The sequence below is a fragment of the Dysgonomonas sp. Marseille-Q5470 genome (assembly GCF_951230145.1).
GTDB lineage: Bacteria > Bacteroidota > Bacteroidia > Bacteroidales > Dysgonomonadaceae > Dysgonomonas.
On sequence record NZ_CATNVE010000001.1, the window covers coordinates 360835 to 373551 of the forward strand.

The following is a 12717-nucleotide window of genomic DNA, read 5'->3' on the forward strand; positions in this document are numbered from 1 at the left end:
TTCACTTTATCTTACCCTTGTATAAAGTACCAAAGCGTCATTCAAAAGCTCTTTTATAACCTCAAGAGGTAAATCTTGATTTGGATCAACTCTGAATATTTTCATCCGAGATCTGCTACCCGCTTCCAGTTGGGGATGGTTCAGGTATTTTCCTTCAACGAAGAGGATATATGGTTCATCTGTCTTTTTGTCAACCCAAAGATAACACAGAATTTTTGTCTTATAACAGAAGCAAGGCATTCCCCACTTCTGTGTTTCGGAAATACACTCGTCTTGGGTTAGTATGATACTTCGCAATGCCAGCAAGCAGCTTTTTTGAGGCTCATCTTTATCCAAATAGAAATTGTAAAGTTCATCAATCATCACGGTTTTATTTAAAACATGGATATGCTGCCTTTATAATGGACTCGTATGAGGTAATACCTCTACTGTTACAATTCTTTTAATTGTAGCTGTCTAGTTAATAATAGCGAGCCTTAAACCAAAGCTTTTTAAATAAAGTTGACTGATAGGTTTTTACGTCTGTCTTTTTTCTTTTTCTGAATATAGGCATATACCGCAACACTTGAGACCGCAGCAACTAGAGTTATGGCTAATACTTTCTTTGTCATATTATTACATTTTATTTAAGGACTAGTTAAAGCATAGTAAAGTTAGCAACAAAAAATCTGAAATCAATATTTTTTAGAAGCAACTTTTAGAATAGTTAATCAAAATCAGGTATAAGAAAACAGCCGGTATAGCCAATATTGTGCTATCGAATCGATCGAGGATACCGCCATGTCCGGGTATCATTCCACCCGAATCCTTTATACCTAAGGTGCGTTTAATAAGCGATTCGAAAAGGTCGCCCCATGTTCCGAATATTATTGTTATAGCGGCAAATCCTATCCATCCCAAAGTGGACAGATTTTGATAATAATGAGCAAAAATGAATGAAGAGCCGATAGAAACTACAGCTCCTCCGATAAAACCTTCCCACGATTTTTTAGGAGATATACGTTCAAATAAGCGATGTTTACCAAAAGTCATTCCTGTGAGATAAGCAAATGAATCATTTACCCAAATAAACACCAATAAAGCTAAAACATATACATAGTGATAGCTTCCCGGAGTGTAGGCAAAAACCAAATAATTAGTGAGCGCAAAAGGCACGGCTATATAAAATTGCCCCAACAAAGAATATGCTATAGAGCGTATAGGGTCGGGACGCTTAAGATACAATTCACCAACAAATAAAACTAATATGTAGATACAATAAGGAACGAAAGTTACAACAGAAGCATCGACTGTATAATAATAAAAACTACCGATAAAAAGGAAAAAACCTCCAAGCACATTCCATACCCGGGTAAGGAGAACATTTGCTCCTTTTTCGATCAGCCCATAAAACTCATATAACGACAATACAGTTATGAGAGAGAATATAATACAAAATGTATATTCATTTATAAGGATACCACCTAGTAACAGCCCTACAAATACGGCTCCGGCAATAATACGAACGGCAATGTTAGGTAATCTCAAAATAATAAAGTTTTATTAGTTTGAGGCAAAAGTAGTAAAAATAAGAATATCATGTTTCCCTACTACTGAGGATATTCAGCTAATTCGTCATTCTCAGGTAAATAAATCAGTAATCGTCGGCTTATTATTGCAAATACACTCGCAATAACAAGTGTTGTTTATTTTGCATGCATCGTGTCTGTTTTTGTAGTTGTGAAGCTATGCACTTAAGGCCTAAATATAAAAAAAAGGATGTTGTTAAATCCAACATCCTTTCTTTGACTAAAGTATATTTTTAAATTGATATACTTGTAAACATTTATAAATTAAGACAATGAATTATTCAGACTGATCCTCTTCCGAAATAATTCCGGGGACATCTTCGTTCTTCTTTATCTCTATTTCTATATTATCAGGCAACTCTTCGGCTTCTTTGTATAATTCTTCCGAACGAGAAACCCATTGACGTTCACCAAATACTTTCTTCAGATCATCAGCAAAAATAACTTCTTCTGTAATCAATAAGTTTGCTAATTTTCCATGTCCGTCAGCATGTTGAAGGAGCAGTTTCTTCGCACGCTCGTATTGCTCACTGATCATATTCCTAACTTCTGTATCTATCAACAGAGCCGTTTCTTCACTATATGGTTTTGTAAAGCCGTAAGCCTCACCCGACGAGTCATAATAACTTAAATTAGGCATCTTTTCGCTCATACCAAGATATGAAATCATCGCATAAGCCTGCTTCGTTACACGCTCTAAGTCGTTAGCAGCACCCGACGATATATGCCCGATAAAGACCTCTTCGGCAGCACGACCTCCAAGCAAAGCACACATTTCGTCCAACATTTGCTCTTTAGTGGTGATTTGTCTTTCCTCCGGCAGATACCAAGCAGCACCCAAGGCTTTGCCTCGAGGAACAATAGTAACCTTTACCAATGGATTTGCATATTGCAAGAACCAGCTTAGCGTGGCATGTCCCGCCTCATGGATTGCAATTGTCTTGCGTTCATCTAAGGTTGTTACCTTATTCTTTTTCTCCAACCCACCAATAATACGGTCTACTGCATTTGTAAAATCTTCCTTCTGCACAACTTTCTTCCCTTTACGGGCAGCGATCAATGCAGCTTCGTTACAAACGTTAGCTATATCAGCACCAGAAAATCCCGGAGTCTGTCTTGACAAGAACTCTACATCAACCGTGTCGTCAATCTTAACAGGGCGAAGGTGTACTTTAAATATTTCCTTACGATCGTTCAAATCGGGTAAGTCAACTGTTATCTGACGGTCGAAACGTCCGGCACGCAGTAAGGCTTTATCCAGAATGTCAGCACGGTTTGTTGCTGCAAGAATAATAACACCACTGTTTGTACCAAAACCATCCATTTCAGTCAACAACTGATTTAATGTATTCTCACGCTCATCATTCGAACCCATATTCAGGTTACGACCACGAGCACGCCCAATCGCATCTATTTCATCGATAAATATAATACAAGGTGATTTTTCTTTTGCCTGCTTAAATAGGTCTCTTACACGAGAGGCTCCAACTCCTACAAACATTTCCACAAAATCAGAACCTGACAATGAGAAGAACGGAACATCCGCTTCGCCGGCAACAGCTTTTGCAAGCAATGTTTTACCTGTTCCGGGAGGGCCAACAAGCAAGGCTCCTTTTGGTATTTTACCACCAATTTCGGTATAGCGGGAAGGATTTTTTAGGAATTCAACGATTTCCTCTATTTCTTCTTTAGCTTCAGACAATCCGGCAACATCTTTGAACGTAACACGAAGGTCTGAGCCTTTATCATATAATTGAGCTTTCGATTTTCCAACACTGAATACGCCTCCGCCTCCGCCGGAACCACCGCCCGACATACGACGCATCATATAGATAAACAAACCGAAGATAAGAATCACAGGCAAAAACCCGACAAGGATTTCTAAAGGGTTGGTACTATCTTCGTAGCTGACATCAATATCATATTTATATTCGGCTCTCACTGTTTCATAGAAGTCTGCAAACTTGTCTGCCGAAGGAATACGCACAATAATAGCCGGATTAGTACCTGCCCTGTCGGCTTCGCCTTTAAACACGCTCTTTACAGAGTCAGGTCTTACAAAAGCTTTTAAGGTACTGTTCTTTCTGTCTACTATTATTTTGTTGACACTATTATTTTTTACATACCCCTGAAAGTCAGACCAGGGAACTTCTTTCGTTACGGTGTTATCCGAAAAGAAATACATACCTATAATGGCAGCAAATACAATGAGGTATACCCAATAGAGATTGAATGGAATTTTAGGTCCTTTCAGATTTGGTTTTTTGGGGCTATTCTCTCCTTTATTATAATTATCCATATTTTTTCCTCACAATGTGTGATTTAGTTTGTTTTCAAAACTATAACAAGCGTAAATAAGATTTGTTTAAATATGCTTTATCTCAATCAATATCAGGGATTGATTCTAGTTTTGCATCCGCCCACAAATGTTCGATATTATAAAACTCACGCAATTCGGGCACAAATACATGAACAATAACCGTACCATAATCTATACCAACCCAACGGCTTTCACGTAATCCGTCGATCAGTAAAGGGCGTTCTTTTTTCTTTTTCTTGAGGTAATCAACAATTTCTTCTGATATAGCAGATACTTGTATAGGAGTGTTTCCTTCGCAAATCACAAAATATTGACAAATAGTACCCGGTAATTCTGTCATATCGACAATGACGATATTTTTAGCTTTCTTCTCTTGGCATGCAGCCACAATATTGTTTACTAAGCTTTTTCCTTCTTTCATTCGTTAATTTATAGAGTCTCTTTTTTTGTTTTAGCCTACAAATATAAAGTGATTTTTTTAACTTACCACTCATATCTTATAGAAGTACAAATAATTAATTGTGTAAAGATAACTAAGTTCTTAAATTTCTTTCGGGTTTAGAAACCTTAATACCTACTTTAATAAGGATTTTTATCTTTTATTTACATAGAAATAGCTTTTATATGAGAAACAGAATATAAATGCCTGTCAGTTTTGTCATTTTTTGAGACACAAGAAGGAATCAGATATCCTATTATAAGTGAAAATATAAATTTCATTCTAACTTTGTACTTATGAAGAATTATGATCTAATCACCATTATAGGACCAACGGCATCAGGCAAAACAGCATTTGCCTGCCATCTGGCACATACACTCCACACTGAGATCATAAGCGGAGACTCGCGGCAGGTATATCGCTCGATGGATATTGGAACAGGAAAAGATCTGTCAGATTATGTAATAAACGGAGAAAATATACCTTATCATCTGATTGATATTCGTGAAGCCGGCGATAAATATAATATCTTCGAATATCAGCACGATTTTCACAATGTATATATAGACATAAAAAATAGGGATAAACTCCCTATCCTATGTGGAGGATCGGGGCTCTATGTAGAATCGGTGCTTAGAGGATATTCATTAGTAAACGTTCCCGAAAACAAGGAACTCAGGTCAAAATATGCAGACTATAGTTTACAGGCACTCACACAAATACTAGAGAGCTATAAAACGTTACATAACAAAACTGATGTCGATACAGCTCAAAGGGCAATAAGAGCAATAGAAATAGAAGAGTACAAAAAGGCTCACCCGTTGGAGCAGAATGAATTTCCTCCCCTCAATAGTTTAGTAATTGGAGTAGATATCGACCGTGAATTACGTCGAAAAAAAATATCAAAACGTCTTAAAGCCCGACTTGAGGATGGAATGATAGAAGAAATAAAAGATATTCTCTCTCAAGGAGTAAAACCTGACGACCTAATTTATTACGGATTGGAATATAAATATGTTACCTTATATATACTCGGGCAGTTGAGCTACGAAGATATGTATTCGCAATTGGAAATTGCTATCCACCAGTTTGCAAAAAGACAAATGACATGGTTTAGAGGAATGGAGAAAAGAGGAATAGATATCCATTGGATAAACGCAGAATTACCGATGAAAGAAAAGATAGACAAAACGAAGTTGTTAATTAACATGAACGAATAGTCTTTTTTGTTAATATTAATTTAAAGCTAAGTACTAATTCCCTTTGTTAATGTATTTTTGAAATGATTATTTTTCAATGCCCGATGAGAATAGAAATTTTAACTGCAAGTTTATTTTTAATATACTTCAACAACCTTTTTAGCATGAGTTTCTCTCGCTTCTCTAAGTGAGTATAAATGTTATTATCTAAACAATGCAGTTCAAGTTTCAAAACAAAACATCTAAATATCACAAAATCATAAAAGCAACTTAAAAACCTCAATCAACAATGAAAAAAAAGAAAATAGGAATTCTATTCCTAGCATTAATTGGCTTTCTGGGGACTATTCAATCTCAGAATTATGAGCCGGTCGACTATGTTAGTCCTTTAGTCGGCACCCAATCGAAGTATTCGTTATCTACGGGTAACACCTATCCGGCTATCGCGATGCCTTGGGGAATGAATTTCTGGATGCCTCAGACCGGAAAGATGGGCGACGGCTGGGCATATACCTACGATGCCGACAAAATTCGCGGCTTCAAACAAACACACCAGCCAAGTCCATGGATCAACGATTATGGTCAATTTTCTATCATGCCGGTAACAGGCAAACCTGTATTTGATCAGGAAAGACGTGCCAGCTGGTTTTCACACAAGGCGGAGATAGCTAAACCGTACTATTATTCGGTTTATCTTGCCGATCACGATGTAGTTACCGAAATGGCTCCTACATCTCGTGCGGTTATGTTTCGTTTTACATTCCCCGAAGAGCAAAACTCATACGTTGTAGTTGATGCTTTCGATCGTGGGTCTTATGTAAAAATTATTCCTGCCGAAAACAAGATTATAGGTTACACAACACGTAACAGTGGTGGTGTACCTGAAAACTTCAAAAATTACTTTGTAATCGTTTTCGACAAACCATTTACATATACAGCTTCTGTTGCCGGAGGAGTTCTTTCTACCAAAAGCCTGGAAGTTAAAGACAGCCACGCTGGTGGTATTATAGGCTTCTCTACCAAGAGAGGAGAAAAAGTACATGCCCGCATTGCTTCTTCATTCATCAGCCCTGAACAAGCAGAACAAAATCTGAAAGAATTGGACGGAAAATCATTCGACCAGGTAACTGCGCAAGGACGTGCAGAATGGAACAAAACATTGGGACGTATCCAAGTAGAAGACAATAACATTGATAATCTTCGGACATTCTATTCTTGTCTATACCGCTCAGTATTATTTCCACGTTCTTTCTATGAGATAAATGCAAAGAACGAGGTGGTGCACTACAGCCCTTACAACGGAGAAGTTCTTCCGGGCTATATGTTTACAGACACAGGCTTCTGGGATACCTTCCGCTGCTTGTTCCCATTCCTAAACTTGATGTATCCGGAAATGAACACCAAGATGCAAGAAGGATTAGTGAACACCTACAAAGAAAGTGGATTCTTACCGGAATGGGCAAGTCCTGGTCACCGTGGTTGCATGGTGGGTAACAATTCTGCTTCTGTAGTAGCTGATGCTTACCTGAAAGGACTTCGTGGATACGATGCTGAAACTCTATGGCAAGCAGTCGTTCACGGAGCAAACGCTGTACATCCTACTGTTAGTTCTACCGGACGTTTAGGCTGGGAACACTATAACAAACTGGGTTATGTACCTTACGATGTGAAGATCAATGAGAGTGCAGCACGTACACTCGAATATGCATACGACGATTGGTGTATCTATCAGTTCGGTAAGAAGCTGGGTAAACCTGAAAAAGAAATCGAGATCTACGCTAAGCGTGCGATGAACTATAAAAACCTTTTCGATCCTGAACATAAGTTGATGAGAGGAAAGAATGCAGACGGTAAGTTCCAATCTCCTTTCAATCCATTGAAATGGGGTGATGCTTTCACCGAAGGTAACAGCTGGCACTACACATGGTCGGTATTCCACGATCCTCAAGGATTGATCGATCTGATGGGCGGTAAAGCCGGCTTCAACCGCATGATGGACTCGGTATTTAATGTACCGCCATTATTTGATGACAGTTATTACGGAGGTGTAATTCATGAGATCCGCGAAATGCAGATTATGAACATGGGTAACTATGCACATGGTAACCAGCCGATCCAACACATGATATATATGTACAACTATTCAGCCGAACCATGGAAAGCCCAATACTGGGTACGTGAGGTGATGGATAAATTGTATACACCTAATCCTGACGGATATTGTGGAGACGAAGATAACGGTCAGACATCTGCCTGGTATGTATTCTCTGCATTAGGATTCTACCCTGTATGTCCGGGATCGGATGAATATATCTTAGGATCGCCACTATTCAAATCTGTAACTCTAAACCTAGAGAACGGAAAGAAAGTAACAATAAAGGCAGATAACAACAGCAAAGCAAACCGCTATGTGGAGAGCATGACAGTAAATGGACAGCCATATACAAAGAACTACGTGACACACGGAGATCTTCTTGGCGGAGCAAACATCAGCTATAAAATGTCTCCTACTGCCAACCAAAACAGAGGAACAAGCGACAGCGACTTGCCATATTCGTTCTCGAAAGAATATAAGGTAACGAATACAAAAAAGAAAAAATAAGAAATGGAGCAGCCTAAAGTCAGTATTATTGTTCCTGTTCATAATGCGGGTAAATATCTTGAAAAATGTTTGACTTCTATTGTTAATCAAACATTGAAAGAGATTGAGATCATTTTGGTTCTCGACTGCCCTACCGACGGGAGCAATAATATTGCTGAAGGTTTTGCTGCACAAGATAAAAGAATAGTACTGATTTATAACAGCGAAAATCTCCATACAGGGATCAGCAGGAATAAAGGAATAGAAGCAGCCAAAGGAAAATACATCGGCTTCTTCGATCACGACGATTATTGCGAGCCTGATATGTATGAGTTGTTATATCAAAAAGCAGAAGAAGAACGTTTAGATGTTGTAAGGTGTAACTTTCTGTGTGTTTATAAAGTGAAATCCGAATATGTAGAAGAAGGATATAAATATCCTGATAATTCTACCAATGCAACGGATAAAGAATGGTTTTATGAAAATGTATGCAGCGATAAAATTTCGTGCGTTATATGGAACCATCTGTATAAAGCTGATTTCCTGAAACAAAATGCACTATCTTTCTTAGACTCAAGAAACATTTGTTCCGAAGACAGCATTTTTTTCATAAATGTATACGATAAAATAGATAAGATCGGGCTTGTTCCCGACTTTTTATATTATCATGTCTTTCATTCTAACAATACAGGGAAAGTATACGCTTATCGATCCATCAAAAACAGAATTTCATTTTTTGAGGAATTGTATAAATTTCTGAAAAGTAAAGGGATTAGTGAAAGCAAATGCAATGCTTTCCTATCCAAAAATGTAGTTCGTTCATTTTATAGTGCCTCTCGTCAAGCCATCCTGCTATTTCCTCTCAGAAAAGCATTTGGAGAGATTAATGCATTAAGAAAAAACAATCTGATAATGAGTCAGTTTAGATTTCTATACAAAAAAGAAAATCTATCAGCCTTATTAGAGATGAAACCAACTATTGTTATCTTCTCATTTTTGATTAAATTCGGTACCCGAAAATAGATTATTGATTAAATGTTTTTTAGAAACATGTACTAATTATGAAAAATAACTACATAAAAAAAGGAATCATAGGACTATGCCTAGCCATTATGACAGCAATGTCGGCCGAAGCTAGTACCTTGATCAAATTAGAAAACAATACAGTTTTATCTCAGGATAACACTGCTATCAAAAAGGATGATCCTTACAAAAGCAACCGTCCTGCGGTAGACAAACGTCTATTCCAATCCAAAGCTGTAGAAAGCGAAATAGTACGCATCAAGAAAATGCTGAAAAATCAAAAACTGGCATGGATGTTTGAAAACTGTTTTCCGAATACACTTGACACAACGGTAAGACACAGAAAGAGCAACGGAAAAGATGACACTGTGGTATATACAGGTGATATCCATGCTATGTGGCTACGTGACTCAGGAGCTCAGGTTTGGCCTTATGTACAGTTAGCAAATAGCGATCCTGAATTAAAAGCAATGTTGGCGGGAGTTATCCGCCGTCAGTTTAAGTGCATCATCATCGACCCGTATGCAAATGCGTTTCTTGATCCGTATGATCCGAACCCCGATCATCAGTGGATGTCGGACGGTACAGCGATGAAGCCGGAATTGCACGAACGTAAATGGGAAATCGACTCGCTATGCTACCCTATCCGCTTAGCATATCACTATTGGAAAACCACAGGTGATACAAGCATCTTCGATGAAGAATGGCTACAAGCAATCACGCTGGTTTTACAAACATTTAAAGAACAACAACGCAAAGATGGTGTAGGCCCTTATTCTTTCCTTCGTGTAACAGACAGAGCGTTGGATACATTAAACAATGGAGGATTAGGCGCTCCGGTGAAACCGGTAGGATTGATTGTTTCTTCATTCCGTCCGTCGGATGATGCAACCACACTGCAATTCCTTGTACCATCTAACTTCTTTGCTGTATCTTCTCTCAGAAAAGCGGCCGAAATATTGACCGAGGTAAACAAAAAACCTGCTCAGGCTAAGGAGTGTAGCGATCTTGCTCAGGAAGTAGAAACAGCATTAAAAGAACATGCCGTTTACAACCATCCGAAGTATGGTAAAATCTATGCATTCGAAGTTGATGGCTTTGGTAATCACCTATTGATGGACGATGCAAATGTTCCAAGCCTTTTGGCTATGCCATACTTGGGAGATGTAGATGCAAATGACCCTATCTACCAAAACACACGCAAATATGTGTGGAGCGAAGACAATCCTTATTTCTTCCGTGGAAAAGCGGGTGAAGGTATCGGGGGACCGCATATCGGTTACGACATGGCATGGCCTATGAGTCTTATGATGAAAGCCTTTACAAGCAAGGATGATCAGGAAATAAAATGGTGCATAAAAATGCTGATAGACACCGATGCAAATACAGGATTTATGCATGAATCATTTAATGTAAATGATCCGAACAAATTTACTCGTGAATGGTTTGCTTGGCAAAATACTTTGTTTGGAGAGTTAATCCTCAAATTGGTAAACGAAGGTAAAGTTGGCTTATTGAATGATATAAAGTAAGACTAAGATTAAAATATGAAGGAATCGTGCAAGTTTTACTTGCACGATTTTTTGTTTTCTATAACAGCAATAATATTTTGCTTCAACCTTTCTTTGAAACAAGAATGATTCGCTTTCTAAAATACATTTTTGTTTAAATTAAGAAAAACCTAAAATATTGAAGATTATAATTATATTTGTGAACCATTACATTATATAGAACCCGACTAACCAAGTTAAAATCATTATGGTACTTTGTTGATAATTAAACTGAATGATAGAACAAATAATTATTTTAGAACACGTAGACCCTGTAGTCTTTTTCGGCATAAATAATTCCAATTTACAATTAATAAAAACGCTCTTTTCTAAATTACATATCGTTGCACGGGGAAACGCTATCAAAGTAACAGGAAATGCAGAAGATGTTCCTTTATTCGAAGAAAAGATCAGAGAGTTGGAGAAATTCTCTGTTGACCGAAATAAGCTAACTCAAGAAGACATTATAGATATCGTTAAAGGCAACTCTCCCAATGTAGTAAAGCAAGAGAATCTGATTATATACGGAGTGAACGGGAAGCCTATCTCTGCACGCACACCAAACCAACAGAATTTTGTAAATAGCTTTTATAAAAATGATATGGTATTTGGTATCGGTCCTGCGGGCTCGGGTAAGACATATACGGCAATCGCCTTGGCTGTAAAAGCATTGAAAAACAAAGAGGTAAAAAAGATTATTCTGAGTCGTCCTGCTGTTGAAGCCGGAGAAAAGCTTGGATTTCTGCCGGGAGATATGAAAGAAAAAATAGATCCGTATCTACAGCCATTGTATGATGCACTAGAAGATATGATTGCTCCGGCAAAACTAAAAGACTATATTGAAAATAAAACAATACAGATTGCGCCTTTAGCCTTTATGCGTGGGCGAACTCTTAGCGATGCAGTAATCATACTTGACGAAGCACAGAACACAACTGTACTTCAGATAAAAATGTTTCTGACACGCCTTGGTATGAATGCGAAGATGATCATAACAGGAGATGTTACTCAAATAGACCTCCCACCCTCTCAACAGTCTGGGCTTAAACATGCTTTACGTGTACTCAAAGACGTGAAAGGCATTGGTCATATTGAATTTGACAAAGGAGACATCGTCCGTCATAAACTGGTGCAACGAATTGTTGAAGCATACGAGAAAGAGGATAAACGAGAAAAAACCTTAGAGAAAAAAGAAAAGAAAGAGTATGATAAAAAAGAGGCATGACCTCTCTTAAAAGCTTTTATAGACTATAAATAACGTCATATAGAATAAAAACGGGTACAATGTCAATGTTACATTGTACCCGTTTTGCATTTATAGTATAGTTGTGTATGCGACGTAATTAATATCCTACAGTGTAATGCTGGCGAGAGTGTTTTCTATTTTCAACCTCATCAGCAACAACGATAGCCAAATCCTGAACAGAAATAGAGGCCGTACCATCTCTCATTACAGGCTCGTCTTTTCCCATTCTGAATCGTCCTGTTCGTCCTGTAGTTATATTTTCATTCATTTCTGTAGGTGGAGAAAGATATACCCAATCGAGATATGTTTCTCGCCTCAGCTTATCAAAGTGATCTCGTGACGCTTTTGCGCCTTCTTTCATTTTAGCGGGGAAATCATCAGTATCTACCAATTGAGTTCCTCCTATATATAGAGTTCCGGCGTTGCCTACTACAAAATAGCGTCTGATATTTGCTGCACGAACCGCTTTTTGTATCGATTCATAACCATCAATATAATCGTTATAAAGATTCGCATTGTCCCAACCGGCATTATATGCAGATATTACCATCTGATTGTTTCTTAACACCTCTGTAAGGGCATCTGTATCTTTGATATCAACACTCACAGCGGTTAGTTTATCATTCTTCACTGTGATTTTATCAGCATTTCGTGCAATCGCTGTCACGTCATGATCCCTCGACAACAATTCTTCTAATAGTTGAGAACCCACAAACCCGGTTGCCCCAATTAATGCTACTTTCATAATATATACAATTGATTTATAATGTTATTGAAAAAATAATTCCCTT

At 37.9% G+C, this 12717-nt stretch carries 10 protein-coding genes; 5 read left to right on the top strand and 5 right to left on the bottom strand.

Annotation, left to right across the window (positions count from 1 at the left end):
* Positions 1-6 precede the first annotated feature (6 nt).
* The 4 genes from QOX35_RS01620 to rsfS form a co-directional block, all read right to left on the bottom strand.
* Positions 7-363: a DUF1801 domain-containing protein gene (locus QOX35_RS01620; RefSeq protein ID WP_283685516.1), complete on the bottom strand. Its 357-nt coding sequence runs from the start codon at positions 361-363 to the stop codon at positions 7-9.
* Positions 364-684: 321 nt separating this feature from the next.
* Positions 685-1527 (bottom strand): phosphatidate cytidylyltransferase, encoded by an 843-nt coding sequence (locus tag QOX35_RS01625; protein ID WP_283685517.1) that lies wholly within the window; start codon positions 1525-1527, stop codon positions 685-687.
* A 318-nt stretch (positions 1528-1845) separates the two neighbouring features.
* The gene (gene ftsH, locus QOX35_RS01630; protein ID WP_135105412.1) at positions 1846-3867 is read right to left on the bottom strand and encodes an ATP-dependent zinc metalloprotease FtsH; all 2022 of its coding nucleotides are present in this window, start codon (positions 3865-3867) and stop codon (positions 1846-1848) included.
* An 82-nt stretch (positions 3868-3949) separates the two neighbouring features.
* Complete coding sequence (rsfS, locus tag QOX35_RS01635) at positions 3950-4309, bottom strand: ribosome silencing factor (RefSeq protein WP_135105411.1); 360 nt, start codon at positions 4307-4309, stop codon at positions 3950-3952.
* A 314-nt stretch (positions 4310-4623) separates the two neighbouring features.
* On the opposite strand from rsfS, the gene miaA reads away from it, so the two are divergent.
* The 5 genes from miaA (at position 4624) to QOX35_RS01660 (ending at position 11905) form a co-directional block, all read left to right on the top strand.
* Positions 4624-5547 carry a tRNA (adenosine(37)-N6)-dimethylallyltransferase MiaA gene (miaA, locus tag QOX35_RS01640; RefSeq protein WP_283685518.1) on the top strand — a complete coding sequence of 308 codons (924 nt, stop codon included), beginning with the start codon at positions 4624-4626 and terminating at the stop codon, positions 5545-5547.
* 268 nt (positions 5548-5815) lie between these two features.
* Entirely contained in the window at positions 5816-8128 is a 2313-nt protein-coding gene (locus tag QOX35_RS01645) for a GH92 family glycosyl hydrolase (RefSeq protein WP_135105409.1), read from the top strand.
* A 3-nt stretch (positions 8129-8131) separates the two neighbouring features.
* Entirely contained in the window at positions 8132-9130 is a 999-nt protein-coding gene (locus QOX35_RS01650; protein ID WP_283685519.1) for a glycosyltransferase, read from the top strand.
* Positions 9131-9168: 38 nt separating this feature from the next.
* The gene (locus tag QOX35_RS01655) at positions 9169-10662 is read left to right on the top strand and encodes a glycoside hydrolase family 125 protein (protein ID WP_283685520.1); all 1494 of its coding nucleotides are present in this window, start codon (positions 9169-9171) and stop codon (positions 10660-10662) included.
* Positions 10663-10915: 253 nt separating this feature from the next.
* Positions 10916-11905, top strand: coding sequence for a PhoH family protein (locus QOX35_RS01660; RefSeq protein WP_135105406.1), 990 nt, complete (start codon positions 10916-10918; stop codon positions 11903-11905).
* 118 nt (positions 11906-12023) lie between these two features.
* Here the strand turns inward: QOX35_RS01660 and QOX35_RS01665 are convergent, their stop codons facing one another.
* Positions 12024-12671 carry an NAD(P)-dependent oxidoreductase gene (locus QOX35_RS01665; RefSeq protein ID WP_283685521.1) on the bottom strand — a complete coding sequence of 216 codons (648 nt, stop codon included), beginning with the start codon at positions 12669-12671 and terminating at the stop codon, positions 12024-12026.
* Between the last annotated feature and the right edge of the window lie 46 nt (positions 12672-12717).